At 36.6% G+C, this 24,966-nt stretch carries 28 protein-coding genes; 14 read left to right on the top strand and 14 right to left on the bottom strand.

Translation table 11 applies throughout. The annotated features are described in order from the left end of the window. From OO013_RS12095 to rfbA, 6 genes are read right to left on the bottom strand one after another with little or no spacing between them, the layout of a single operon-like run. The gene (locus OO013_RS12095) at window positions 1-588 is read right to left on the bottom strand and encodes an acyltransferase (RefSeq protein ID WP_266057068.1); all 588 of its coding nucleotides are present in this window, start codon (window positions 586-588) and stop codon (window positions 1-3) included. Continuing rightward, window positions 578-1,720 carry a DegT/DnrJ/EryC1/StrS family aminotransferase gene (locus OO013_RS12090; protein WP_266057067.1) on the bottom strand — a complete coding sequence of 381 codons (1,143 nt, stop codon included), beginning with the start codon at window positions 1,718-1,720 and terminating at the stop codon, window positions 578-580. Before OO013_RS12090 ends, OO013_RS12095 begins: the two co-directional genes overlap by 11 nt. Before the next feature lie 5 nt (window positions 1,721-1,725). Then, window positions 1,726-2,976, bottom strand: coding sequence for a nucleotide sugar dehydrogenase (locus OO013_RS12085; protein ID WP_266057066.1), 1,251 nt, complete (start codon window positions 2,974-2,976; stop codon window positions 1,726-1,728). Continuing rightward, entirely contained in the window at window positions 2,976-3,989 is a 1,014-nt protein-coding gene (gene rfbB, locus OO013_RS12080; protein WP_266057065.1) for a dTDP-glucose 4,6-dehydratase, read from the bottom strand. The genes OO013_RS12085 and rfbB overlap by 1 nt, the downstream gene beginning before the upstream one ends. Before the next feature lies 1 nt (window position 3,990). Then, window positions 3,991-4,548 carry a dTDP-4-dehydrorhamnose 3,5-epimerase gene (gene rfbC / locus OO013_RS12075; protein WP_266057064.1) on the bottom strand — a complete coding sequence of 186 codons (558 nt, stop codon included), beginning with the start codon at window positions 4,546-4,548 and terminating at the stop codon, window positions 3,991-3,993. Beyond that, complete coding sequence (gene rfbA / locus OO013_RS12070) at window positions 4,545-5,408, bottom strand: glucose-1-phosphate thymidylyltransferase RfbA (protein ID WP_266057063.1); 864 nt, start codon at window positions 5,406-5,408, stop codon at window positions 4,545-4,547. The genes rfbC and rfbA overlap by 4 nt, the downstream gene beginning before the upstream one ends. Window positions 5,409-5,676: 268 nt before the next feature. Here rfbA and OO013_RS12065 point away from each other — a divergent pair, with 268 nt between their 5' ends. The 9 genes from OO013_RS12065 (at window position 5,677) to OO013_RS12025 (ending at window position 15,349) form a co-directional block, all read left to right on the top strand. Then, window positions 5,677-6,333 carry a heme exporter protein CcmB gene (locus OO013_RS12065; protein WP_266057062.1) on the top strand — a complete coding sequence of 219 codons (657 nt, stop codon included), beginning with the start codon at window positions 5,677-5,679 and terminating at the stop codon, window positions 6,331-6,333. Window position 6,334: 1 nt separating this feature from the next. Further along, entirely contained in the window at window positions 6,335-7,006 is a 672-nt protein-coding gene (gene ccsA, locus OO013_RS12060; protein ID WP_266057061.1) for a cytochrome c biogenesis protein CcsA, read from the top strand. Next, entirely contained in the window at window positions 7,006-7,248 is a 243-nt protein-coding gene (locus OO013_RS12055) for a CcmD family protein (protein ID WP_266057060.1), read from the top strand. Before ccsA (OO013_RS12060) ends, OO013_RS12055 begins: the two co-directional genes overlap by 1 nt. An 8-nt stretch (window positions 7,249-7,256) precedes the next feature. Further along, window positions 7,257-7,673, top strand: coding sequence for a cytochrome c maturation protein CcmE domain-containing protein (locus OO013_RS12050; protein WP_266057059.1), 417 nt, complete (start codon window positions 7,257-7,259; stop codon window positions 7,671-7,673). A 5-nt stretch (window positions 7,674-7,678) separates the two neighbouring features. Then, entirely contained in the window at window positions 7,679-10,219 is a 2,541-nt protein-coding gene (gene ccsA / locus OO013_RS12045) for a cytochrome c biogenesis protein CcsA (protein ID WP_266057058.1), read from the top strand. 41 nt (window positions 10,220-10,260) lie between these two features. Further along, window positions 10,261-11,481: an arginine deiminase gene (locus OO013_RS12040; protein WP_266057057.1), complete on the top strand. Its 1,221-nt coding sequence runs from the start codon at window positions 10,261-10,263 to the stop codon at window positions 11,479-11,481. A 1-nt stretch (window position 11,482) separates the two neighbouring features. Continuing rightward, the gene (locus tag OO013_RS12035; RefSeq protein ID WP_266057056.1) at window positions 11,483-12,766 is read left to right on the top strand and encodes a hemolysin family protein; all 1,284 of its coding nucleotides are present in this window, start codon (window positions 11,483-11,485) and stop codon (window positions 12,764-12,766) included. A gap of 97 nt (window positions 12,767-12,863) precedes the next feature. Continuing rightward, window positions 12,864-14,996 carry a peptidylprolyl isomerase gene (locus OO013_RS12030; RefSeq protein WP_266057055.1) on the top strand — a complete coding sequence of 711 codons (2,133 nt, stop codon included), beginning with the start codon at window positions 12,864-12,866 and terminating at the stop codon, window positions 14,994-14,996. An 80-nt stretch (window positions 14,997-15,076) separates the two neighbouring features. Further along, on the top strand, window positions 15,077-15,349 hold the full coding sequence (locus OO013_RS12025; RefSeq protein WP_266057054.1) for a DUF493 family protein: 273 nt from the start codon (window positions 15,077-15,079) through the stop codon (window positions 15,347-15,349). Between the two features lie 5 nt (window positions 15,350-15,354). Here OO013_RS12025 and OO013_RS12020 read toward each other — a convergent pair whose 3' ends face one another. After that, entirely contained in the window at window positions 15,355-15,792 is a 438-nt protein-coding gene (locus OO013_RS12020; protein ID WP_266057053.1) for a hypothetical protein, read from the bottom strand. A gap of 117 nt (window positions 15,793-15,909) precedes the next feature. Here OO013_RS12020 and OO013_RS12015 point away from each other — a divergent pair, with 117 nt between their 5' ends. The 4 genes from OO013_RS12015 to OO013_RS12000 are packed head-to-tail and all read left to right on the top strand — an operon-like array spanning window position 15,910 to window position 18,831. Then, entirely contained in the window at window positions 15,910-16,140 is a 231-nt protein-coding gene (locus OO013_RS12015) for a 4a-hydroxytetrahydrobiopterin dehydratase (protein WP_266057052.1), read from the top strand. Then, window positions 16,140-16,832 carry a 16S rRNA (cytidine(1402)-2'-O)-methyltransferase gene (gene rsmI, locus OO013_RS12010; RefSeq protein WP_266057051.1) on the top strand — a complete coding sequence of 231 codons (693 nt, stop codon included), beginning with the start codon at window positions 16,140-16,142 and terminating at the stop codon, window positions 16,830-16,832. The genes OO013_RS12015 and rsmI overlap by 1 nt, the downstream gene beginning before the upstream one ends. Then, the gene (locus OO013_RS12005) at window positions 16,832-17,626 is read left to right on the top strand and encodes an inositol monophosphatase family protein (RefSeq protein WP_266057050.1); all 795 of its coding nucleotides are present in this window, start codon (window positions 16,832-16,834) and stop codon (window positions 17,624-17,626) included. Before rsmI ends, OO013_RS12005 begins: the two co-directional genes overlap by 1 nt. Further along, a complete protein-coding gene (locus OO013_RS12000; protein ID WP_266057049.1) occupies window positions 17,623-18,831 on the top strand; it encodes a lipoprotein N-acyltransferase Lnb domain-containing protein in 1,209 nt (402 codons plus the stop codon). Before OO013_RS12005 ends, OO013_RS12000 begins: the two co-directional genes overlap by 4 nt. On the opposite strand, the gene OO013_RS11995 is transcribed toward OO013_RS12000, so the two are convergent. From OO013_RS11995 to OO013_RS11965, 7 genes are all read right to left on the bottom strand, one after another. Beyond that, complete coding sequence (locus OO013_RS11995) at window positions 18,828-19,856, bottom strand: radical SAM/SPASM domain-containing protein (protein WP_266057048.1); 1,029 nt, start codon at window positions 19,854-19,856, stop codon at window positions 18,828-18,830. The genes OO013_RS12000 and OO013_RS11995 overlap by 4 nt on opposite strands. A 36-nt stretch (window positions 19,857-19,892) precedes the next feature. Beyond that, the gene (locus OO013_RS11990; RefSeq protein WP_266057047.1) at window positions 19,893-20,612 is read right to left on the bottom strand and encodes an NRDE family protein; all 720 of its coding nucleotides are present in this window, start codon (window positions 20,610-20,612) and stop codon (window positions 19,893-19,895) included. 3 nt (window positions 20,613-20,615) lie between these two features. Further along, window positions 20,616-21,086: a regulatory protein RecX gene (locus OO013_RS11985; RefSeq protein ID WP_266057046.1), complete on the bottom strand. Its 471-nt coding sequence runs from the start codon at window positions 21,084-21,086 to the stop codon at window positions 20,616-20,618. A 2-nt stretch (window positions 21,087-21,088) separates the two neighbouring features. Beyond that, window positions 21,089-21,280 carry a hypothetical protein gene (locus OO013_RS11980; protein WP_266057045.1) on the bottom strand — a complete coding sequence of 64 codons (192 nt, stop codon included), beginning with the start codon at window positions 21,278-21,280 and terminating at the stop codon, window positions 21,089-21,091. Window positions 21,281-21,307: 27 nt separating this feature from the next. After that, window positions 21,308-21,781: a YcxB family protein gene (locus OO013_RS11975; protein ID WP_266057044.1), complete on the bottom strand. Its 474-nt coding sequence runs from the start codon at window positions 21,779-21,781 to the stop codon at window positions 21,308-21,310. Window positions 21,782-21,974: 193 nt separating this feature from the next. Then, window positions 21,975-22,835 carry a carboxylating nicotinate-nucleotide diphosphorylase gene (gene nadC, locus OO013_RS11970; RefSeq protein WP_266057043.1) on the bottom strand — a complete coding sequence of 287 codons (861 nt, stop codon included), beginning with the start codon at window positions 22,833-22,835 and terminating at the stop codon, window positions 21,975-21,977. Beyond that, on the bottom strand, window positions 22,832-23,233 hold the full coding sequence (locus tag OO013_RS11965) for a DUF4783 domain-containing protein (protein WP_266057042.1): 402 nt from the start codon (window positions 23,231-23,233) through the stop codon (window positions 22,832-22,834). Before OO013_RS11965 ends, nadC begins: the two co-directional genes overlap by 4 nt. A 155-nt stretch (window positions 23,234-23,388) precedes the next feature. On the opposite strand from OO013_RS11965, the gene gpmI reads away from it, so the two are divergent. Further along, window positions 23,389-24,921, top strand: a complete 1,533-nt coding sequence (gpmI, locus tag OO013_RS11960) for a 2,3-bisphosphoglycerate-independent phosphoglycerate mutase (RefSeq protein ID WP_266057041.1) — start codon at window positions 23,389-23,391, stop codon at window positions 24,919-24,921. Window positions 24,922-24,966: the final 45 nt, after the last annotated feature.

Here is a 24,966-nt window from a genome sequence, read left to right as displayed (position 1 = left end):
TTAGCCAAGTTTAGTTACCTGTCCATCTTTTAATTGGTATTTTTCATTGCTTTCCGGACAAACTGCAATTCCCTCAGCATTAAAATCAAGTTTATGCCCGTATTCACTCATCCAACCTGTTTGTTTTGCCGGATTACCAACTACCAAAGCATATGGAAGTATGTTTTTAGTTACTACCGCACCCGCTCCAATGAAAGCAAATTTTCCGATATCATGACCACAGACCACAGTTGCATTAGCACCGATGGTGGCTCCTTTACCTACATGGGTTTTAGCATATTGCCCTCTCCTGTTTACCGCACTTCTGGGATTGGTAACGTTAGTAAAAACCATTGAAGGCCCTAAAAACACATCATCTTCACAAGTAACACCGGTATAAATTGATACGTTATTTTGTACTTTCACATTGTTTCCTAGAATAACTTCTGGTGAAACCACTACATTTTGACCAATATTACACTTTTCTCCAATTTTGCAATTACTCATAATGTGAGAAAAGTGCCAGATTTTTGTTCCGGATCCGATTTCACAGTTGTCATCTATTACTGCAGTTTGATGTGCGAAATAATCAGTGGTTTTATCGGACATGGTCTGTAAGTGTTGTTAAAAATGTTTTTATAATAAAAGTCTGGTCTTCCTCCTTCATTTCAGTGTGAATAGGCAAAGAGATCACGCGATCACATAATTCCTCAGAAACAGGAAAATCTCCTTTATTGAATCCGTAATTTTCGTATGCCTTTTGAAGATGAATCGGGAGTGGATAGTAAACCATACTTGGAACACCATTTTTGTGCAATTCTTCTTTAAATTTATCCCTGTTTATTGATTTATCCAGAATTAAAGTATACTGGTGAAAAACATGCGTCGAGTTTTCAGATCGATGGGGGATTGAAATTAATTTATTTCCCTGAAAAGCTTTATCATAATTGTCAGCAACCTGTCTTCTACTTCTGGCAAAATCATCCAGCTCTTTAAGTTTTACATCAAGAACTGCTGCCTGGATGCTGTCCAGCCTCGAATTTACTCCAATAGTATCGTGATGGTATTTAACTTTCTGACCATGGTTAGCGATCATCTTTAAAAGGTCAGCTAATTCGCTATGGTTAGTCATTATTGCACCCCCATCACCGAAACAACCCAGGTTTTTTGATGGAAAAAATGAAGTTGTCCCAATGTCCCCTATAGTTCCCGCCTTTTTGACTGTCCCGTCAGAAAAAGTATATTCAGCACCCAATGCTTGTGCCGTATCTTCGATGACTCTAAGATCATTTTCGGCGGCAATCTGCATTATTGGTTCCATATCGGCACATTGTCCATAAAGGTGAACAGGTACTATTCCTGCAGATTTAGGGGTTATTTTTTTCTTTAGGTCTTTGGTGTCGATATTAAATGTATTTGGATCTACCTCTACAAAAACCGGTTTTAAACCTAATAGAGCTATAACCTCTACAGTTGCTACATATGTAAAAGCAGGGACTAGTATCTCATCGCCTGGGGCAAACCCCAATGCCATCATAGCTATTTGAAGTGCATCGGTACCATTTCCACAGGGTATAACATATTTACAGTCCAGATATTCTTCGAGGTTTCTGGCAAAATCTTTTACTGGCTGACCATTAATAAATGCAGTAGACATGATTACATCTTCAATAGCCTTGTCAATCTCAGGTTTTAACCTAAGATACTGACTTTTAAGATCGACCATTTGAATTTTACCCATACCAATTAAAGTCTGGCTGTTATTGTTGACTTATCGAGTTTTGCCTTAACATCGTAAACCGCAGTATTCCCATTTTTAATTTCTGACCAATTGAGCGATTCAAACTCATTATGCGCTACTGCCATCACAACCGCATTGTATTTCTTGGATGGTTTTTCTATTAAATTGAGTCCGTATTCTTCTTTAACTTCCTCTGGGTCTGCAAGTGGATCAAAGACTTCAACATTTGCTCCGAAGCTTTGCAGTTCACGAATAACATCAATCACTTTGCTGTTTCTTATATCCGGACAGTTCTCTTTAAAGGTAATTCCCAGTACCAGAATGTTGGAATTTTTTATCGGGTTGTTCATTTGGGTCATCAACTTAATGACTTTGCTTGCGATAAACAGTCCCATCTGGTCATTTATCCTTCTTCCAGAAAGAATTACTTCAGGGTGGTGCCCAAGACTTTCTGCTTTATGAGTAAGGTAATAGGGATCGACTCCTATGCAATGACCTCCCACCAATCCAGGTCTGAATGGAAGGAAGTTCCATTTAGTTCCCGCTGCCTCAAGAACTTCAGTGGTGTCGATATCCATTTTATCAAATACTACTGCCAGTTCATTTACGAAAGCGATATTTATATCACGTTGGGCATTTTCGATCACCTTAGCAGCTTCAGCTACCTTTATTGAAGAGGCTTTATGTGTGCCTGCTGTAATAATTGATTTATATAAATTATCTACTTTTTCAGCGATTTCAGGAGTAGATCCACTGGTTACTTTTTTAATTGTTGGTAATCTGTGTTGCTTATCTCCGGGGTTTATTCTTTCAGGTGAGTAACCACAGAAGAAGTCTTCGTTGAATTTAAGTCCACTAACTTTTTCAAGTACCGGAACGCAGTCTTCTTCAGTACAACCTGGATATACAGTTGATTCATATATCACAATATCTCCTTTTTTCAACACCTTTCCGATAGTAGTGCTGGCTCCGATGAGTGGCCGAAGATCAGGTTTTTTATAATTATCAATTGGAGTTGGAACTGTAACAATATATATATTACAGCTTGCCAGATCTTCCAGATTACTTGAATAAACCAAGTGCTCTGCTTCTTTTAATTCTTCGGGCTCTACCTCTAAGGTTCTGTCTTTGCCCTTTTGCAATTCCTCTATGCGCTTGTGGTTGATGTCAAACCCTAAAGTGCTGACTTTTTTACCAAATTCTACAGCTAATGGCAGGCCAACATAGCCTAAACCAATAATTCCTATCTTATCCATTAATTATATTTTTCCAGATACCACTCAATTGTTTTTTCAATGCCACTTTCAAAGTTCTCGTCCGCTTCCCAGCCTAATTCGTTTTCAAGTTTTGATGCATCAATTGCATACCTGCGATCATGACCAGGCCTGTCTTTTACGTAAGTGATCAGATCCTTATGGCTTTTTCCTTCCGACAAAGGTCTTTTATTATCGAGAATTTCACAAATAGTTGTGGCAATGTAAATGTTTTCTCTTTCGTTTCTTCCTCCGATGTTATAGGTCTCCCCTGATTTTCCTTTATGAAATACAAGGTCTATTCCTTTGCAATGGTCCAGTACATATAACCAGTCTCGAACATTTTTTCCATCTCCATAGATCGGAATACTATCTTCATTAATAGCTTTTCTTATTATGGTAGGAATTAGTTTTTCATCGTGTTGTTTTGGGCCGTAGTTATTTGAACAGTTAGTAGTTACGACATTCAATCCATAAGTATGAAAATAACTTCTTACCAGAAAATCACTACTTGCTTTTGATGCGCTATACGGACTGTTGGGTGCATATGGTGTTTCTTCAGTAAAAAGGCCTACTTTACCAAGTGTTCCATAAACCTCATCTGTACTAATATGATGGAAGCGGTTATTTTCCATTCCTTTTTTAACTTCAAAAGGACCGTCCATCCAATATCTTCGTGCTGCATCAAGTAAAGTAAAGGTTCCGTTTACATTAGTTTTTACGAATGCCTCAGGTCCTGAAATACTATTGTCAACGTGAGATTCAGCAGCAAAATGAATAACATCAGTTATATCATTTGTCTTAAAAAGCTGATTTACTATGTTATAATCACATATATCTCCTTCTACAAAGTGATAATTAGGATGTCCTTCGATCTCCTTCAAATTGGCAAGGTCACCAGCATATGTGAGTTTATCCAAATTTATGACTTTATAGTCCTTGTATTTATCTATGAAATAAGGCACAAAATTAGCGCCTATAAATCCGGCGCCGCCTGTAATTAAAACTGTCTTCATCTTAGTTATTTATTTCTTCTTTAAAAGACTTAAACGATGGTAAAGCTAAGTCTTTTTCTGAAATTATTGGTGAAATATCGTTAAGCTGCCAATCTATGTTCAGATCTTCATCAGCATAAAAAATGCCACCTTCAGATTCTTTATTGTAGTAATTGTCGCATTTATAGAAAAAATCTACTGATTCGCTTAGCGTTGCAAATCCATGTGCAAACCCCCTGGGTACGAAAATTTGCTTTTGATTTTCAGAAGATAGTTCATGTGCTTCCCATTGACCAAATGTTTCAGATTCAGGCCTTATGTCAACAAAAACATCCAGCACTTTTCCATTTAATACTCTGACCAGTTTGGCCTGGGCATGTTCCCCTTTTTGAAAGTGTAATGCTCTCAATGCTCCCTTTTTCGATCGAGATTGGTTATCCTGAACAAAATCAACATCAAGACCTGTTAAAGATTTGAAAGTTTTTTTATTGTAGGATTCCAGAAAATATCCTCTGTCATCTCCGTGTATAGTTGGTTCAAAGATAAACACACCTTTCAGCTTGCCCTTTGTTACCTTCATTCTTCTATCAGGTTTAATAAATATTTACCATACCCACTTTTAACTAAAGGTTCAGCGAGTTCTCTTAACTGTTGATCGTCAATAAAGCCCATTTGGTATGCAACCTCTTCAATACATCCTACTTTTAATCCCTGTCTGTTTTCTATGACCTCAACAAATTGAGACGCTTCCATTAAAGAAGGGAAAGTACCGGTATCAAGCCATGCTGTTCCTCTATCTAATATACCAACATGAAGATTTCCACGACGTAAATACTCTTTATTAATATCAGTTATCTCATATTCTCCTCTTGCACTTGGTTTTAGTCCTTTTGCTATTTCAATAACATCATTATCATAGAAATAAAGGCCCGGTACTGCAAAATTGGATTTTGGCTTTGCCGGTTTTTCTTCAATCGATATGGCCTTTTGATTATCATCAAATTCAACTACACCATATCGCTCTGGATCTAATACGTGGTAAGCATAAACTACGCCTCCTTCAGGGTCATTATTAGCCTGGAGTAATTCTTTTAGACCTGAACCATAAAATATATTATCTCCGAGTATTAAGGCCACCTTATCATTTCCTATAAATTCTTCACCGATTACAAAGGCTTGAGCAAGTCCGTTAGGTTCTTCCTGGATGGCGTATTCAAATTTACATCCCAGGGTAGATCCGTCTCCTAAAAGCTTTTGAAATAAAGATTTATCGTGTGGAGTTGTGATAATGAGAATCTCTTTAATTCCGGCTTGCATCAAAATTGACAAAGGATAATAGATCATCGGTTTGTCGTAAATAGGCATTAGCTGTTTACTTACTGCGATCGTTAGAGGATGAAGCCTGGTGCCGGATCCTCCGGCAAGAATAATTCCTTTCATAGAATTGTTAAATTTTTACGTGGCATAGTTCAAAATGCTAATCTATGAAATTTTTTGAATTCTATTAATAATTATCAATTATAGGATGACTGACAAAAAAATTTCATTAATAATTCAATATGACCTAATTTTGCGTCGATATTCAATATCAGCAAATTAAAGGGATAAAGTTATAAAAGAATGTCAACAATGTTTGTCAGACATATAATTTTGTTCTAAGATAAATAAGTGATTTTCACCTGTCGGGTAAGACAGAATTTTTAAGAACGTGTTCAGGAAACTGGTAAGCAAGGAATTTTTAATCGAATGGAGACAAAAATATGCCATCAACGGCATTCTTTTGTACCTGGCTACCACTATCTTTATTACCTACCTATCGCTGGGTGTTCAAAGAGGCCTTATTCATCCCCTGACATGGAATTCAATATTTTGGATCATTTTCTCATTTATAGCAATTAATGCGATTGCCAAAAGTTTTTCAGGAGATGAAAAGCGGCAGCAGCTGTATATGTATTCATTGGTAGATCCCCAAATGTTGTTTGCAGCTAAATCGGCATACAATATTTTATTACTGACTGTTTTCGGGTTGATCTCTTTTGTTTTTTATTCTTTTGTGATGGGTAATCCGGTTGCCAACACCCCTCTTTTTCTGATAAATCTGGTGTTAACTTCCATCGGATTTGCTGCAATTCTTACAATGGTATCAGGAATTGCATCAAATGCTGAAAATACGGCAACCTTAATGGCTGTATTGTCGTTGCCCATCATGGTACCTTTGTTGTTGCTGTCTATTAAAATTTCAAAAGCAGCAATTGACAATTTTGAGATTCTGTTGGTATGGAAACCTTTATTAAGCATTTTTGCACTCGATATAATTATAGTGGTGGTAGGCCTCGTATTGTTTCCATATTTATGGAGGAGTTGATATGAAAAAAAACTGGTGGAAATATCTTACTATTGTTCTTTTGATCTATACCGTCGTAGCCGGATTTTTGATCGAAGCACCAAGGCTCAATATCTTAAATGAGTCAATTAGAAATTTATTTTTCCATGTTCCGATGTGGTTTGGCATGGTTATAATTCTAACAGGATCTGTAATTCAGTCGGTCAGATATTTGAGTTCAAATGATTTGAACAAAGATATAGGAGCCGATGTTTTGGCTAAAGTAGGTATCTGGTATGGAGTTTTAGGATTGGTTACAGGCGCAGTCTGGGCAACCTATACGTGGGGTAGAATGGCAGGTTGGCTCGCAGATCCGAAGATCACAGCTGTTTTCGTAACATTATTAATATATTTCGCATATTTATTATTAAGATCGAGTCTCAACGATGAACAAAAAAGAGCAAGGGTTAGCGCAGTTTATAATATTTTCGCTTACCCATTAATGATATCTCTTTTATTTATACTTCCGAGACTGGCAGAAAATTCATTGCACCCCGGAAATGCGGGAAATCCTGGTTTTAATGCTTATGATCTTGATAGCAGATTGCGAATGGTGTTTTATCCGGCTGTTATCGGATGGACACTTCTTGGTTACTGGATTGCAACGTTGCACTTCAGAATCCGTAAAATTGAACACAAACTTGAAGAAGAATAATGCATAAGCTTTTTTCAATTTTAATAAATCTGATATCGAAGATATCGTTTCAGACTCTGGCGCAATCGGGAGATAGTAATGCTCCGGTAAATAGTGATGTTGCCATGGCAGATGCTTTAAGAGCGGATGGAAAAATCTACGTAGTGGTGGCAGTATTGCTTATAATACTAGTCGGTTTGTTTGCTTATTTATTCCGTGTAGAAAGAAAAATCAAGAAGTTGGAAAGTGAAGAATTGAAATAATATTAATTATGAAAAAGCAATATATTTTTATTTTAGTCATAGTAGCAGCCGTTGTTGCATTTATTTTTGCTACTTCTTTTGATGCAGGTTCTTACGTGACCTTTAATGAAGCCAAAGAACTTGCAGATAATGGTAGTGAAAAGCAATATCATGTTGTTGGTGAATTAAAAAAAGATGCTTCGGGAGAAGTGATCGGAATTCATCCTTCACCAGATAAGCTTAGCTTTTCATTTACTTTAGTAGACGATAATAAAGAAGAAAGACAGGTTTTTTACAATGAGCCAATGCCTCAGGATTTTATGAAATCTGAGAAAGTGGTTGTTGTGGGAAGTTTCCGTCAAAATGTTTTTGTTGCTGATCAGATCCTGATGAAATGTCCGTCTAAATATCAGGAAGAAAATCTTAATCCTAACGCTCAATTATAAACAGCATGATCCTTTCCCTGGTTCATAAGTGGATAGGTGACACAGGTCACCTTTTTGTTATTATATCCTTTGTTACTGCATTGGCTTCTTCATGGGCATATTATAATGCTTACAGAAAGGCGAATACTATTGAGGCATCGAGTGCATTAAAATATGCCAGAATTCTCTTTGCTATTCATGGTCTTGCAGTTTTCGGAATAGTGGTTACGCTATTTTCTATAATTTATAATAACTACTTCGAATACCACTACGCCTGGAGTCACTCCAGCAGACATCTTCCGGTTCATTATATGATCTCTTCCTTTTGGGAAGGTCAGGAAGGTAGTTTCTTATTATGGATATTCTGGCATGTGGTTACTGCCATGTTTATCATGGGCAAAGGTGGAGAATGGGAAGCGCCAGTAATGACTGTTTTCTCTGTTGTTCAGGCTTTCCTTACCTCAATGGTGTTGGGTGTTGTTCTCCCGGGGATCGAACTGAAATTGGGTAGTAGCCCTTTCATGCTGTTAAGGGATGTAATTGACGACCCAACTTTTATTTCAAATCCAAATTTTGTTCCCGAAGACGGTCGAGGATTAAATCCATTACTTCAAAATATATGGATGGTAATACATCCACCAACATTATTTTTTGGGTTTGCATTAACACTTGTTCCATTTAGTTTTATGATCTCAGGATTATGGACTCGTAAATATAAGGAATGGGTGAAGCCTGCTTTACCATGGACTTTGCTTGCTGCAGGGGTCTTAGGAGTGGGTATTCTAATGGGAGCCTACTGGGCATATGAAACTCTTAACTTTGGTGGTTATTGGAATTGGGATCCTGTAGAAAATGCAGTGTACATACCTTGGCTGTTCCTTGTTGCCTCTTATCATGTCATGATTGTTTTTACAAGAAGCAAATCCGGATTAATGGCTTCAATGATCATGGTTCTATCTATGTACACCTTGATTTTGTATAGTACTTTTCTTACCCGGTCAGGTGTTTTAGGTGAATCATCAGTGCATAGTTTTACAGATCTTGGCTTAAGTGGGCAATTGTTAATTTACCTGCTGTTTTTCTTTATTGGCGGGGTTGCACTTCTTATCTACCATGGAAGAAGAATACCAAGTTCACAAAAGGATGTCGAAACTTATTCAGGAGAATTCTGGGTATTTATTGGTGCGCTAATATTGATTTTAATGGGTATTCAGGTTCTGTTGCCTACTTCAATTCCCGTATATAATAAAATTGTAGAGTTTTTTGGTGGTATATCAACCGCAGCCGCGCCATCTGATCCTGCTGAATATTCTAAGTACCAGATCTGGTTTGCAATATTATTAACTATTACCTCGGGTATAGCTCAATATTTTTGGTGGAAAAATATCAAAAAAGGTAAAGCGCTTGCTTCTTTTGTTCCATCGATAATTCTTACGATGGTATTAGTATTGATCATTTTGCAAATTGGCTTTACATATAGTGACTTCAGATTAATCATAATGCTCATAGCCGGGGTTTTTTCTTTGCTGGCAAATGGTCAAATTTTAATCGAATTATTGAGAAAAAAACCAGTATTAAGTGGAGGCGCAATAACCCACATTGGTGTTGCTTTCATGGTTATTGGAATTTTATATTCAACAGGATTTTCCAACGTAGTTTCAGAAAACACCTCTGGTTTGGTCATAAATAAAAATATGACTACTCAGGAAAACAGGGAAAACCTAGTCTTATGGTTTGACGAAACTTCAAAGATGGCGGAATATGATCTGAATTATTTAGGCAGACACGTTAAGCTTGATGAAAATGGTGAATATGTCAGAATCTCTGATGTGCTGCCTACGGATGACCCTTATAAAGTAGTGGCATCGCGCGATATTTATAATGAGGAGAATGAATTAATTGCCGGAAAAGCAGATACTTTCTCTTTGAATCCTGAAAACACATATTATAAGATCAGGCATGTCAGAGGGGATGAAATTATCGACATGTACCCGCGTGTGCAAGATAACCCTGATATGGGAAAAGTTGTATCTCCAGACCTTCTTCACACATTTACCAGGGATTTTTATACATATGCAACAGTAATTCCACCAAGTGATGATGAGTTAAAGTGGGTGGCAGGTGATACCATGGTTATTTCTGTCGGAGAAGAATTTTTTATCAATGATTATGTTACAACATTAAAAGAAGTTGTAAAACTTGATGCTGAGGAGCTTGAATTCAGAGGGCTTAATAAAAATGACCTGGCACTTAAAGCAGCATTTGAGATCAAGAGCCAGTCATTGACTCATTATGTCGAACCGTTGATAGTGATTAGGGATGACATGGGAGCTTCATTAGAGGATGAATTAATTGAGCTTGGTATAAAAGTTCAGTTCCTGGGAGTTGATCCGAATACTGAAAAATTCAAATTTATTCCTTATACAACTCAAAAAGATTTTGTTGTAATTAAATCAATTGAAAAGCCTTGGATCAATTTATTGTGGCTTGGAACAATTATTCTAGCTGTTGGATTTGGAATTAGTACTTACAGGCGATTTAAAGAATCTGCAAAAAAGGCTGCTTAATTGAATCTTGTTTCATTAAATTAGCGCAAAATCGAAGATATATGCCTGAAGATAGAGTTGCGCTACATTCCGAGTTTGGAACGTTAAAATCTGTAATTATGCACAGGCCGGGAAAAGAAATTGACCGGCTTACTCCATACAATAAATCTGAACTACTTTTTGATGATGTTCCTTTTTTACAACAAATGCAAAAGGAGCATGATGAATTTACTGTTTTAATAAAGCAAGCAGCAGGTGCGCAAGTGTATCGATTGCATGAGTTATTGATCGATGTGCTTATCGATGATAATTTACTTTTAGAGGCTATAACTGATGCTTTGAACGGTAGTGGTATCGAGGAACACTCAGAGGAATTTATTGCCAGATATAGCACTTCGGAATGCGCTGGTATTCTACTTCATGGAATAAAAGTAAACGAGTTAAAAAGAAAATATCAACATAAGGTTCTCGATAAGTTTGATGATTACGATTATCTCATCAAACCTAATCCGAATCTTTATTTTATGCGTGATCCTGCTGCAGTGGTACAAACCGGTGTAATAAGCAGTAAAATGAAATTTCCGGGTAGACAAAGAGAATCTAAGTTACTTAGAACAATCTTTGAAAATCACGATCTTTTTAAAGGGAGAGTTGATTTTCTGGATACCGGGGAGGGAGTGAATACTTGCATTGAAGGAGGGGATGTAATCGTTCTTTCAGATAAAGCGTTAGCCATCGGCCATTCTGAAAGGACCGATACGAAAGCAATCGAGGCAGTTGCCAGGCAGGTGCTAAAGAAAGGTGGAGTTGAGCGGGTTTATGAGGTACATCTTCCCAAGGTAAGGAACTGCATGCATCTGGATACAGTCTTTACTATAATCGACGAGAACCTTGTAGTGACTTACCCGGATGCAATGCAATCAGTACTTCAAACTAATGTATACAGGTTAGATGAAGTCGATTCTGAAGGAAACGTAAGTCTTCACAAAGAAGAAATCAATGATTCAATATTGAAAGTCTTACAAAATGAGATCGATCATCTGGAAGTAGTTGAAACCGGCGATGGTAATCCTGACTATGCAAGAAGGGAGCAATGGTTTGATGGGGCAAATGTTTTTGCAATTGGACCTAGAAGAGTAATTTCGTATAATAGAAACATACACACTAACCGTGCATTGAGACATGCGGGCGTGGAAGTGTTAGAAATAAGCAGTAGTGAATTAAGCAGGGGGCTCGGTGGCCCACGATGCATGACCATGCCAATTGAAAGGCAAAAATTTTAAAATGAGTACTGAAGTAATCATTATAATTATCAGTTTGTTGTTTTCAGCTTTATTCAGTGGAATAGAGATTGCATTTATTTCAGCAAATAAATTACATCTGGAACTTGGTAAGAACGATACAGGTATAACAGCCCGGGCGTTACGAAATATTACTAAAAGACCGTCCTTGTTCATCGCCACAACATTAACAGGAAATACCATTGCACTGGTAGTATATGGCATTTTCATGGCTAAGATTTTGTTGCCGGTAATTCATGAATGGCTTCCTGGTTATGTTGACAATGAAGTGGTGACACTTATCATTCAAACAGGTATTTCTACTCTATTAGTTTTAGCAATAGCAGAATTTCTTCCTAAAAGTATATTTCTGGTCAATCCAAATGCTTTATTGTCATTTTTTGCGCCAATAATGAATATACTTTATCACATTTTATTATTGTTTGTATATCCTATTGAGATTTTATCCAGGTTTGTTATCAATAAATTGTTCAGACTAAATTATGCAGAAGATCGTCCTGCTTTCGGATTGAATGATCTGGAGTACTATGTCAAGGAAACATTAGAGTCGAATGATAATGACGTAAAAGTCGAGGTAAATACTAAAATACTTACCAATGCACTTGATTTTAAAACTGTAAAGGTAAGAGAATGTATGGTGCCGCGAACTGAAATCGTGGCAATCGATATGGACGATGTAGATATTGAGGAAGTCAGGAAATCTTTTATTGATAGCGGGCATTCGAAAATATTGGTTTATAAGGAGTCTATCGATGACATCAAAGGGTATTGCCATTCAATGGAACTCTTTAAAAAACCAAAAGATCTGGAACAGATATTAAACCCTATTATGATCGTCCCGGAAACCATGCAGGCTAATGAATTATTAATTCAGTTTATCAATGAGCATAAAAGTATGGCTCTGGTGGTTGATGAGTTTGGAGGAACTTCGGGCATTGTGACAATAGAAGATATCATCGAAGAGATATTCGGCGATATTCAGGATGAGCACGACGAGGAAGACTGGCTTGAAAGAAAGATCGATGACCGCACTTATTTATTAAGTGCAAGACATGAAATTGATGATCTAATCGATCGACACGAGTGGCCAATTCCTGAAGGTGATTACGACACTCTTGGAGGATATATTCTTTCGATAACAGAGGATATTCCGGAGGAGGGTCAGGTGATTGAGAATGAATTTTTTAAAATAACAATAAAAACTATTGAGGAAGCCAGAATCGATACTGTAGAATTAGAAGTTAAAAATTCTGAAAGAGAGAGCTAAATAGAAGTTTATTTTTTGTTATAAGGCTGCTTTTGGTTAGCTTTGCACGATTTTGGAAAAATCTTATATATTAAAAAAGACCAAATAACTCATACGAATGGCGGGAATTATTAATACTTTGAGACAGCGGATGGCTACCCTTTTGTTGGTAGTAATTGGACTGGCCCTGTTAGCATTTATTCTAACTGATTTATTCAATCAGCAAACAGGAATTTTTGGGTCGGGTAATGAAAGGGTTGTAGGAACAGTTAACGGAAAAGATATTAGCGTTGATGAGTTTACTGCAAGAGTCGACCAGTTAGAGCAAATGCAATATGGCGGAATGGGCCTCAATGAAGCTCAGCGATATTCTTTAAGAAATACTGCTTGGCAAAGCATGATCAACACAGTATTGTTCAATGAACAATTTGAAGATCTTGGAATTACTGTAACTGATGAAGAATTGAAAGATGCTGTTCAGGGACAAAATATTAGCCCTGAAATCAGACAGTACTTTACCAATCCTCAGACTGGACAGTTTGATAAGGCTTTTGTTCAGCAATATCTTAACTCATTAAAGGAACAGGATATAAACTCTGCTCAATATCAGCAGTGGTTAATGATTGAAAAATCAATCAGGGATGCCAGACAAAGAGTTAAATATGATAATTTCTTTATTGGATCTGCTTTTGTATCTACGCCAGCAGCTAAAAATTATTATAAAAACAATAACAGTGTAGTTGAAGCTGACTATTTATATGTGCCATACCTTGCTATTCCTGATTCGGAAATAGAGGAGCCAACAGATGATGAGTTACAAGCATATATAAATGAGAATGAAGAAATGTTCCAGGTGGAAAGAGCTCGTTCATTAAAGTATGTTTCTTTTGATGTGGTTCCTTCTTCAAAGGATTCCGCGGTTGTTAGGGAAACAATGGATCAGGCTCTTGAGGATCTTAGGTCTTCATCAACACCAGATTCACTTATTGCAGCAGCAGTTTCAGAAGCGAGAATTCCTTACGCATCTTTAAGATATCATGAATTACCACAGGAGCTACAGGATACTATTCCTGGTTTAAGAGCAGGTGGAATCATCGGGCCAATTCAAAAAGGCAACTCAATGGTTATCTACAAATTCTCAGATGTTGCAGAAGATACTGCCTATTCAGTGAAGGCTTCGCACATTTTGTTTGAAAAGAAAACCGGAGCCGATTCAGTTCAAAATGATGAATTAAAGGAAAAAGCAGAGGAAGTATTAGCTAAGGCTTTAGAAGGAGAAAACTTTGCATCTCTGGTTGCTGCTCATAGCGATGACCAGCAAACTAAAAATCAGGGTGGACAACTTGGGTGGATTAAAGAAGGTCAGATCAGACTTGAAGAATTCAGCAATGAGTTATTCAATTTCAGCGGAACAGGGATTGTTCCTAAAGTAGTTGAATCTGAAATAGGATTTCACATTATAAAAGTTGATGAATCTAAAACAAAAACTTTATATAAAATTGCTAATGTGACTAAGGAATTAGTTCCTAGCAAGCAGACATATAACAATATTTACAGAGAGGCTGCAAGGTTCCAGGCTGAAGTAAATAATGCTAAGTCATTCGAAGATAAAGCAAGTGAGGAAGGAATAAGTGTATTTAATGACAATGATGTATTAGCACAATCTCGAACTATTAAAGGAATTACAAACAGCAGAGGTTTGGTTACCTGGTTATATAATGAAGCAGAAACCGGGAAAGTATCTGATGTTTTTGATTTTGAAACTAAATTCGTTGTTGCTGTAATGACGGGTGAAAGAGAAGCTGGTATTGCGGAGGTATCTGATGTAAGACCTGTAGTAACAACTAAAGTGAAGAACCAGAAGAAAGCGGCAAAGATCAAATCTATGCTTGAAGGTAAAACAGGTTCTTTAGAAGAACTTGCTAATCTTTTTGGAGAAGATGGGGAAGTTTATTCAACAGCTGATCTTAAATTAACTTCTTCTAGTATTGGAACGACGGTTGGTGCATCTCCAAAAGCTGTCGGAGTTGCATTTGGTCTTAAAACCGGAGAAAGAAGCCAGCCTATAGAAGAGGAAAGAGGAGTGATTGTTGTGGAAGTGACCAATAAATCTGAAGCTCCGGAAATTGCAGACTACACAGCAATTAAAAATGAGTTATTACAAAGAAAGCAAAGTCAGATTGCAGGTGACTTAAATGTTGTTCTTGAAGAAACAGCTGACATCGAAGATCTGAGATATAAGTTTTTCTAAAAAAACATAAATTGAATTAAAGCCATGGGTATTCACTCATGGCTTTTTTTGTAACTTTACTGCACTAAAGAGGAGTGATTATGACTAGTAAAAAGGAATTAGACATAAAAAAGTTTAAAGATCAACTTGATGCCAGCTATCAGTGGCCCGCTTTATATAAATATAAGTTTATCGTTCCTTCTGATAAGTTGGATGAAGTAAAGGCTTTATTTCCTAAAACTGAAGTGGTTACCAAACCTTCTAAGAAGGGAAACTATGTTAGCATCACTGCTGATATTATGACACCATCCAGTGATGACATTATAAACGTATATTTAAAAGCTGCGGAAATAGAAGGGATTATTTCTTTATAATTAAACTACTCTTCAAGTATTTGCTTAAGATAGGTGGTAAGTTCATTTCTTACTTCCTCTTTAGGAATGCCATCGTAAGGAGCCGTAACAATTGCCTTTAGTAAATCTCCGACAACGTGTTTTTCAAACCCTAGTTTTTCAGCAAATTTTATGGTAAGTGAGAGTTCTACATCTTCAACTACACCATCAAGGTAGATCATATAAACGATATCATAAATTTCTTCAAGTGCATAGAGTTTGTCAGATGGTTTTTTGAAGTCAATGTTTTCTCTTTCCTCCAAAGCGTTATCCGGAATGTGCAATTGTTCTCCCCATTTATCAATACAAGCTTTATATGAATTATTATCTTCGTAATAGCTTTTTACAAAAGCATATATATTATAATATGCTTGTTTAACATGATTAAATTCGTTTTTGTCAATATTTGATAGTGGTTGAGACATTCTATGCTCCTTTTTATAACTTTAAAACACTGAAGAGTTAAAAAGTTTACCTAATTTATAAAACAATAAATTAAAATAGGCTAATTAATTAATTATCAACCATAAATAAATTAAAATATGTGGAAAGAACAAGACAATAAACTAACAAGAACATTCGAGTTTGATAATTTTGTTCAAGCCTTCGGCTTTATGTCAAGTGTAGCACTTGAAGCTGAAAAACGACAACATCACCCAAACTGGAGTAATGTATACAATAAGGTTACCATTGAATTAACTACACATGATGAAGGTAACGTTATTACTGAAAAAGACAGGGATTTAGCTGATGCAATAGATAAATTGGTTTAATGGAAGAAATTTCTTCGACTCAATTATTCCTGGTTCCAACTCCGATTGGTAATCTGGAAGATATTACTTTAAGAGCGATTAGAATTTTAAAGGAAGTGGATATTATCCTGGCGGAGGATACTCGTACAAGTGGCAAACTTCTTTCTCATTACGAGATCAATACCCCAATGAAAAGCTTTCATGCTCATAATGAGCACAGAGCTTTGGGGAATATTATTGAGCAAATGAAAGAAGGTAAAATATTTGCTTTGATAACCGACGCAGGTACACCGGGAATATCAGATCCCGGCTTTCTCTTAGCTCGTGAATGCATGAATGAAAATATCAAAATTGAATGCCTTCCAGGAGCCACTGCTTTTATCCCGGCACTTGTTAAATCTGGTATACCTTCTGATAAATTTTGTTTTGAAGGGTTTTTACCTCAAAAGAAAGGACGTCAAACTAGAATTAAATATATTGCCGGAGAGGAAAGAACTGTTGTTTTATATGAATCTCCACACAGGCTTATCAAATTGCTAACTGCCTTATCAGAAGAATGTGGAGAAGACCGAATTGTCTCTGTCAGCCGGGAGCTAACAAAAAAGTTTGAAGAAACAATTAACGGGAGTTTAGAAGAAGTAACTGACTACTTTACGGAAAATGCATCCAAAGTAAAAGGTGAATTTGTGGTAATCATCCAAGGTAAAAATTAATGCAGGTAGATAGTAATCTGATCGAACAATGTAAAATTATCATTAGTGATGTCGGTCAATTTATTTTAGAAGAGTCGAAAAATTTTAAGATCGAAGATATTGAGAAGAAGGGTTTTAATGACCTTGTTTCTTATGTTGATAAAGAAGCAGAAAAGCAGCTTGTGGAAAAATTGATGGAGCTGATACCCGATGCTGGCTTTATTGCTGAGGAAGGAACAATTGATAAGGAAGGTCATCGCTTTCGATGGATAATTGATCCACTAGATGGTACAACTAATTTCACCCATGGACTTCCTGTATACTGTGTTAGTGTAGCTTTAATGGAAGATGAAGAAATCCTCGCAGGTTTCATATATGAACCATCAATGGATGAGTTCTTTCATGCGATTAAAGATCAGGGTGCTTTTCTCAACGATGAACCTATTTCGGTGTCAAGGGTTCCTGATCTGGATAATTCTCTTATAGCGACAGGATTTCCTTATTATGATTTCGGTAAAATGGATGATTATATCGAGATCCTGAAATCGTTTATGAGAAATTCACATGGAGTTAGAAGAATGGGAAGTGCCGCTATTGACCTGGCTTATGTAGCTTGCGGCAGGTTTGAAGGTTTTTTTGAATATAATTTACAACCCTGGGATGTTGCTGCCGGAGCCCTTATTGTTTGTGAGGCGGGAGGAACAGTATCAGATTTCTCAGGAGGAAGTGATTACGTTTTTGGACGTGAGATTGTAGCTGCAAACACAGTGCATCCTGAAATCCTTGAAACTATAAGAAAATACTGGCAAGAATGAATAAAATAATTTTTTCCCTGTTTGCCTTATTTTTATCTTCTCAGGCATTATTTACACAAGTCAGGGATCTTAGTGACGAAGCTAAGATAAGCTTAATAACGATTGAACCAGGACAAAGAGAATTATATGCTGCTTTTGGTCACTCAGGTATAAGGGTTTATGACCCTGCCCGAGGAATAGATTTTATGTATAACTATGGAATCTTTGACTTTAATCAACCCAACTTCTACTTGAATTTTGCCCGGGGTTATCTTTTGTACAAACTCGGGGGTGCATCATTTCCAGCTTATGTAAATCATTATAGCACCAAAGAAAACAGGACTGTAAAAGAATTACCTCTTAATCTAACTATCGAGCAGGCAGAAGCAATACATCAATATCTAAAAAATAATATCCGCCCGGAAAACCAAAATTATTATTACGATTATTATTATAATAATTGCGCAACAAAAGTATATGATGTTTTTGACCAGGTACTTGGTGAGGACATGTCTACAGATTGGTCTTTTATAGATAGCAATCTAAGTTTCAGGGAAAGTACTAATCAGTTGTTAGGCTGGCAGCCATGGGGTAGTCTTGGTATTAATTTATGTCTTGGATTACCTATCGATAAAAAAATGACTCCTAGAGAGTATACATATCTACCGGAATATGTGGAAAAATCATTTCTTAACACAAAGGTTTCGGGTCGGCCACTTGCAATTAAAGAAGACCTCATCATTCATTATTCTCGTAATGAGGCCCAGGCTATAGCGGAAAAGCCAGGCCCTTTCACTCCAATGGTAGTTTTTTGGGCCGTTTTTGGTATAATATTTATTATTACCCTCATTGGATATAAGAATTATCGTTGGATTAAAGCGATCGATGTGATATGGTACTTTGTTGTTGGAGCTATAGGACTGCTTTTAACATTGCTCTGGTTTTTTACAGATCATAGCGCAGCAGAAAATAATTTTAATTTATTATGGGCATGGCCAACTCACCTTGTCTTCGCTATTCTTTTATTAAAAAAGAATTATTCTGTCTACCTGAGGAGATATTTCTTAGTTCATGGTTGGCTGATGATCTTTTTAGTTTTATTCTGGGGTATTTTACCGCAATGGTTTCACCCGGCTTTCCTTCCTGTTATTTTAATTTCAATTTTAAGGTCTTTTTATATTTACTTGATTACCACTAAGAGGGAAGGTCTTCAGATAAAAGTTTAAACCCATACCTTACTGCCTTCTGAACAGTTTTTACATATTTCGATTTGATCACGGGATTCAAATAGCTGTGTTCTAAATGCATTGTAGGGTTTACTATGCCATATTTTCTTAAAAGGCTGGTCAGAAATTGATCCCATATTATGGTGTGCATCTTTATCGAAGCAACAAGGAACGATCTTTCCATCCCATGTCATAACACAGCTGTGCCACATTTTCCAGCAACTGTCATCTGGTTCTGATTTTAATCTGTAAGTATTATCGTTTTGCTTCTTATATCGACTATATTTTTCATTTTCAGGGATTAGAGGTGAACCATTTTTATAGTTGTAGATCTGAGCGGATTTGAATGCAACCTTGTCAACTTTTAATTTTTTAGCAAGCTTCTTTATATCATCTATCTGATGTTCATTTGGTCGTACTACCAGAAATTGAAAAATAATAAAGGGAGTTTTCGATTGTAATTTTTTTCGGGCATTGACCAGGTTTTTTGTTCCTTCAATAACCTTTTCCAGTTTGCCTCCTACTCTGTACTGCTGATATACTTCCTGAGTGGTGCCGTCAATACTAATGATGACCCTGTCAATCCCTGACCTAACAGTTTTTTCTGCATTTTCAGGGGTCAAATAGTGGGCGTTGGTACTTGTTGCTGTATATATTTTGTTTTTTGAGGCTATTTTAACCATATCAAAAAAGTTTTTATTGAGATAAGGTTCACCCTGAAAATATAATAGCAAGTAGGTTAATTGATCTTTTAACTCTTCTATAAGTGATTTAAATGTGTCCAGTGTAAGTGCACCGGTATCTCTTGTGAAAGAGCGCAAGCCGCTTGGGCATTCCGGACAACGCAAATTACAGGCTGTAGTAGGCTCAACACTCATCGAAACAGGTAAGCCTTTATGATTCACCTTTCCTGTCCACCTCGATCGGTAATAACTTCCCATCACCTTCAAACCATTGATAATTTTTGAAGGTGTTAGCTTGCTCACAAAATTAAAACCGTCTTTATAAGAGGAAAGGAATTCCATAAATGTGAAGATATCGATTTAGTACTTGCCCAACAATCATTTGCTGATATCGGTAAATAATTCTGCATCTCCAGAATTGTTCCCAACAAGATCATCATGTATTAATTTTATTTTTACATCATCCAGCCTCATTGAGGTGACGCTGACAGTTTGTAAATAAGAGCCTCTTTTCATGACTACATCGTTTTCAGGGTCTCCTTCTCCTGCATGATAATGGAAATCCCGAACACTATATGGAGCAGATATTTCGTTTTCTTTCTCCCATTTTCGAAACCATTCTTTTCTTTTTTGAACAATCTCCGGCCCATATAATGTAGCTGAAGCCCATAAATGTGTTTTATCAGGGTCAAGTTTTTTGATGTGCTTTTTTCTTTCGTCCCAGCGTAATTCTGTTAAAGTATCATTTTGATATATTATCAGCGTGAAAGGCTCGATATTATTGAGGTCATAATTATTTATAAAATCATCTTTATCTTCAGTTGCTAAAGCATCTAACAGTACTAAGCCTCTACTATGCCGGTAAGGTGGACGATGATGATGATAGTCAAAAGCACCGTTTAAAAGACAAGCCATTCTTCCTTGCTTATTACCCCCAATCCATGAACCACCACCCTGTGGGTCTTTGGGGAAAATTAACTCTTTCTTTTTATAAATATAGGTTGCAGGGGCCATGGCATTTGACCTTAATGTGGTTTCATCTCTGTTGCTGGTGATTTCTACTCCTTCGGATGCTTTAACAAAACTTACAGTACACATTATTTAAAGTTTTTCTAATTCACTAAAGATCAAATCAGATTCAAACCCTCTAGAAGAAAGGTAATTCGCACATTTCATCTTTCTTTTATGTATATCGTCCTCAGATTCTAGTTTGTCCCATTTATTTACAGCGAGTTCTTTCAATATGTCTTTGTAATCGGCAGCTGGAATGGAGTTAAGGGCTGATTGAATGTGATCTTCAGCAATTCCCTTAGATCGTAATTGATAACGTATTTTGATTTTACCCCATTTGTTAAATTTGAAATGATCATTAACAAAAGCAGAGGCAAATCGCTCTTCATTTATAAAGCCTTCATCTGTTAATTTATCAATAATCTTTTCTGCCTCGGTCAATGTGACTTGCAACTTTTTGTCATTCAGGATTTTCTTTTTTAAGTCTGAACCACATACCTCCCGATAGGTACAGTATTTTGAATATTTGATAAGAGCTTCTTTGATAATAAGATCGGTCATAATTACAGAGCAAAGTATCCGAAAATAGAAATAATCATCAGGGCAAAACCTGCTATTATCAGGATCAATTTTAAATAAGCTGTAAATCCTTCCCTAATAAATGCCCGGGGATTTTTGCGAACAATATAAATAGTCAGCAAGCCAGGGCTGGCAAGTAAAAGTCCGAGTAAAAAAAGAAATATTCGTTCAGCCATAAAAAAACCGGGTGTTACCCGGTTAATTTATTTAATTAAATTCTTTCTTTTTAGTATTGCCTCGATGAATTTTATTTCACCTTCGGATTTGAACAACTTAAATGGCCAGTGGATGATCTGAGCTTTATTAACGAATAAGACAAAAGAATCTTTTTTCTTCTCCGCTTTTTTAAGCATATCCCATTTGATTGGCATTCCTTGCTTAGTACTGATCTTCACAAGGATTTGTTGTGAGGTGATCTCATAGCTTAATTTTTCAAAAAGCATTTTTCCTTGCTCATGCTGAGTTAAACCGGCAAACTGTATTAACCAGAATAACAAATAAAGCACTAAGGCAATAGTTGAGCCTATAAACCACCACCATGAAGGCCAGATTAATGCTCCGGCATTAATGGCGAGATAGATCAAAAATACCCACCATTGTTCTTTCAATACATTAACCATTCCCAACTTGATATAAGTGTTGGTTGGTAATTGGTATTTCCTTGTTCTTATTAACATTTTGAATATTACTCTTTAACGGATGGCAAAACTAGCTAAATAATGGCTTTTTTCCATTCTATTAGTTGATAAAATAATGAGTTGGGTTCTTAATTCACCTGGTTATCCTACACATTGGTAAAAAAAGAAAATTATCATTACAGTGACCAGTAAAGCATTTATTAATACTGTAATCAGATTTCTGTTAGATCTTTTACTCATCGACAGCTTTTAAACTTAAGTCCAGACTGCCCGCAGAATGGGTCAGAGCACCAACAGAAATAAAATCAACTCCACTTTCAGCTATTTCAGAAATAGTTTTTTCTGTAATACCACCCGAAGCTTCAGTAACTACTTTGCCATCGATCAGGCTCACAGCTTCTTTTAATTCTGACGGGCTCATGTTATCAAGCAGAATGGAGTATATTCCTTCATGATGTAAAACTTGTTGTACCTCATCAAGGTTACGGGTTTCAACTTCAATCTTAAGATTCAGACCCTTTTTGCTCAAATAATTTTTCGTCGCAATAATTGCTTCATCGATACCACCGGCGAAATCAATATGATTGTCTTTTAACATGATCATATCATAAAGACCGAAGCGGTGATTTTTCCCACCGCCAATTACGACAGCCCATTTTTCACAAAGTCTGAAATTCGGGGTTGTTTTACGGGTATCTAACAGCTTGGCTTCAGTATGAGATATAAGATCATTGAGGTCTCTTGTATATGTAGCAATTCCACTCATTCTTTGCATACAGTTTAATACAAGTCTTTCTGTCGTTAGAATCGACCTGGCATTACCTTCAATAGTAAAAGCAATGTCACCTATCTTAACAGGAGCGCCATCATCAACCTGGGCATGCATGATAAGATCATCATCAAAAAACTTAAATATCTGCCTGGCCATTTCTACACCGGCAATTATGCCATCATTTTTTACGATTAGCTGAGCTTTTCCTTTTGCCTCTTTAGGAACACTGGCAAGAGTGCTGTGATCGCCATTGCCTACATCTTCTTTTAGGGCAGAGGATATGAAATTATTAATTGATTCTTTTGTAAGGTAGTCCATCATTCTTTGTTGAATGTCAGGTTTATCACAATATATTCTCCATCTATATTTTTCATGCGTATAAGGACCACAAAGCTTGTGTCCTCGCAAATATATTTTCCGATTGCATATCGTAATTGACCTTTGCTTGAAGAGCCCTGGTGACTAACCTGAAAATCCCTGGGAGGATATTTCATAAAAAACTCCTTGAGCACAAACTCAGCCTGATTTTGAGAATATATAGCGCTTTCGTTATCAAAATTGATTTCGACATTATTGCTGAGATATTTTGCCAACTCTCTCGAAGATCCAATTTTAATGGCTTCCTGTATGTTATTTAACGCCGCACCGTTTTGAGCTATCGCATTTGAAGCAGCAAAAAATAACACCATTCCGTAAAAAAGATGTTTAATTTTAAACATGAAATTTTAAAAATATTGTCATCTTCATAATTCAGCTAAAACTATGCCAGTTAGTTGCAAAAAACAAATAGAACTAAGGAATTTGGCATTATTAAATTAAAATTGCTGAATCTGAATTGCTAAATTTACATTAAAAATAAATATAATCTACTGATATGAGAAAAGTTATCCTGATGATTCTCGACGGCTGGGGACTGGGAACAAAACCAGAAGTGTCTGCAATTGCTAAGGCAAATACACCTTTTATGGATAGTGCCTTTGAAAAATATCCACATTCTAAATTGGATGCTTCCGGAATGGCAGTAGGATTGCCGGAAGGGCAAATGGGTAATTCTGAAGTTGGTCACATGAATATTGGTGCCGGAAGAGTTGTCTATCAAGACCTTGTAAAGATCAATCGTGCTATAGAAGAAGGCGAAATCAAAGAAAACGACGTATTAAATGAGGCATACGATTATGCTAAGAAAAATAATAAAAAAGTTCATTTGATCGGATTGGTGTCTGATGGTGGAGTTCATTCACATATCAACCATTTGAAAGGACTTATCAGTTATGCTGACGAATATGGTTTGGAGGACGTTTTTGTCCATGCCTTTACTGATGGTCGGGATACCGATCCGAAAAGCGGTGCAGGATTCTTAAAAGATCTTCAAAACCACTTATCTGATACTTCTGGTGAACTTGCTTCAATAATTGGTCGCTACTACGCTATGGATCGGGATAAGAGATGGGAGCGTGTCAAGCTGGCATATGATGCGATGGTTAAAGGAGAAGGGAAAATTACGAAAGATCCTTTGGCAGCCTTGAAAGAATCATATGAAGATGGCGTTACGGATGAGTTTGTTAAACCGATCATAGCCTCAGAAAATGGATCCAATCCGAAAGCTGTTATTGAGGATGGCGATGTTGTTATCTGTTTCAATTTCAGAACTGACAGAGGTCGTGAGATCACCATGGCTCTTACTCAGCAGGATTTTCCTGAACAAAATATGCACAAGCTTGATTTACATTATGTAACGATGACCCGTTACGACGATACTTTTGAAGGCGTTCGTGTGGTATTTGAAAAGGATAATCTTAAAAATACCCTTGGTGAGACACTGGCTGATCAGGGCAAAAAACAAATTCGTATTGCTGAAACAGAAAAATATCCCCATGTTACATTTTTCTTCTCAGGAGGTAGGGAAAAAGAATTTGATGGCGAAAAACGAATATTAATTCCTTCTCCAAAGGTAGCTACATATGATATGCAGCCTGAAATGAGTGCAAGAGAAATTACTGATGCTATTGTTAAAGAGATCAAAAACGAAGAAACGGACTTTATTTGCCTGAATTTTGCCAACCCGGATATGGTAGGTCATACTGGTGATTTTGATGCAGCGGTAAAGGCATGTGAAACCGTTGATCAATGTGCGAAAGAAGTGGCTGAAGCTGGTCTTGAACATGGTTATGACTCTATTATTATTGCTGACCATGGAAATAGCGATTTCATGATCAATGATGATGGATCTCCTAATACAGCTCATACTACTAATCTGGTTCCATCTATTCATGTGAGTAAATCTCCTCTTAAGATGAAAGATGGTAAGCTAGGAGATCTCGCTCCTACAATTTTAACACTAATGGACCTCAATATCCCTGAAGAAATGACCGGGAATGTCTTATTAAAAGAACCTGTTAGTCAGTAAATAAGAAATTAATGAAATCAGAAAGCCCGTTAATCGGGCTTTTTT

Source organism: Mangrovivirga halotolerans (assembly GCF_026241165.1).
In the GTDB taxonomy this organism is placed as follows: domain Bacteria; phylum Bacteroidota; class Bacteroidia; order Cytophagales; family Cyclobacteriaceae; genus Mangrovivirga; species Mangrovivirga halotolerans.
This window is presented reverse-complemented; position numbering and strand designations above follow the sequence as displayed.

Coding starts and splice junctions, on each gene's coding strand:
- OO013_RS12095 (WP_266057068.1), bottom strand. CDS start 588: ATGTCCGATAAAACCACTGATTATTTCGCACATCAAACTGCAGTAATA.
- OO013_RS12090 (WP_266057067.1), bottom strand. CDS start 1,720: ATGGGTAAAATTCAAATGGTCGATCTTAAAAGTCAGTATCTTAGGTTA.
- OO013_RS12085 (WP_266057066.1), bottom strand. CDS start 2,976: ATGGATAAGATAGGAATTATTGGTTTAGGCTATGTTGGCCTGCCATTA.
- rfbB (WP_266057065.1), bottom strand. CDS start 3,989: ATGAAGACAGTTTTAATTACAGGCGGCGCCGGATTTATAGGCGCTAAT.
- rfbC (WP_266057064.1), bottom strand. CDS start 4,548: ATGAAGGTAACAAAGGGCAAGCTGAAAGGTGTGTTTATCTTTGAACCA.
- rfbA (WP_266057063.1), bottom strand. CDS start 5,408: ATGAAAGGAATTATTCTTGCCGGAGGATCCGGCACCAGGCTTCATCCT.
- ccsA (WP_266057061.1), top strand. CDS start 6,335: ATGAAAAAAAACTGGTGGAAATATCTTACTATTGTTCTTTTGATCTAT.
- OO013_RS12055 (WP_266057060.1), top strand. CDS start 7,006: ATGCATAAGCTTTTTTCAATTTTAATAAATCTGATATCGAAGATATCG.
- OO013_RS12050 (WP_266057059.1), top strand. CDS start 7,257: ATGAAAAAGCAATATATTTTTATTTTAGTCATAGTAGCAGCCGTTGTT.
- ccsA (WP_266057058.1), top strand. CDS start 7,679: ATGATCCTTTCCCTGGTTCATAAGTGGATAGGTGACACAGGTCACCTT.
- OO013_RS12040 (WP_266057057.1), top strand. CDS start 10,261: ATGCCTGAAGATAGAGTTGCGCTACATTCCGAGTTTGGAACGTTAAAA.
- OO013_RS12035 (WP_266057056.1), top strand. CDS start 11,483: ATGAGTACTGAAGTAATCATTATAATTATCAGTTTGTTGTTTTCAGCT.
- OO013_RS12030 (WP_266057055.1), top strand. CDS start 12,864: ATGGCGGGAATTATTAATACTTTGAGACAGCGGATGGCTACCCTTTTG.
- OO013_RS12025 (WP_266057054.1), top strand. CDS start 15,077: ATGACTAGTAAAAAGGAATTAGACATAAAAAAGTTTAAAGATCAACTT.
- OO013_RS12020 (WP_266057053.1), bottom strand. CDS start 15,792: ATGTCTCAACCACTATCAAATATTGACAAAAACGAATTTAATCATGTT.
- OO013_RS12015 (WP_266057052.1), top strand. CDS start 15,910: ATGTGGAAAGAACAAGACAATAAACTAACAAGAACATTCGAGTTTGAT.
- rsmI (WP_266057051.1), top strand. CDS start 16,140: ATGGAAGAAATTTCTTCGACTCAATTATTCCTGGTTCCAACTCCGATT.
- OO013_RS12005 (WP_266057050.1), top strand. CDS start 16,832: ATGCAGGTAGATAGTAATCTGATCGAACAATGTAAAATTATCATTAGT.
- OO013_RS12000 (WP_266057049.1), top strand. CDS start 17,623: ATGAATAAAATAATTTTTTCCCTGTTTGCCTTATTTTTATCTTCTCAG.
- OO013_RS11995 (WP_266057048.1), bottom strand. CDS start 19,856: ATGGAATTCCTTTCCTCTTATAAAGACGGTTTTAATTTTGTGAGCAAG.
- OO013_RS11990 (WP_266057047.1), bottom strand. CDS start 20,612: ATGTGTACTGTAAGTTTTGTTAAAGCATCCGAAGGAGTAGAAATCACC.
- OO013_RS11985 (WP_266057046.1), bottom strand. CDS start 21,086: ATGACCGATCTTATTATCAAAGAAGCTCTTATCAAATATTCAAAATAC.
- OO013_RS11980 (WP_266057045.1), bottom strand. CDS start 21,280: ATGGCTGAACGAATATTTCTTTTTTTACTCGGACTTTTACTTGCCAGC.
- OO013_RS11975 (WP_266057044.1), bottom strand. CDS start 21,781: ATGTTAATAAGAACAAGGAAATACCAATTACCAACCAACACTTATATC.
- nadC (WP_266057043.1), bottom strand. CDS start 22,835: ATGATGGACTACCTTACAAAAGAATCAATTAATAATTTCATATCCTCT.
- OO013_RS11965 (WP_266057042.1), bottom strand. CDS start 23,233: ATGTTTAAAATTAAACATCTTTTTTACGGAATGGTGTTATTTTTTGCT.
- gpmI (WP_266057041.1), top strand. CDS start 23,389: ATGAGAAAAGTTATCCTGATGATTCTCGACGGCTGGGGACTGGGAACA.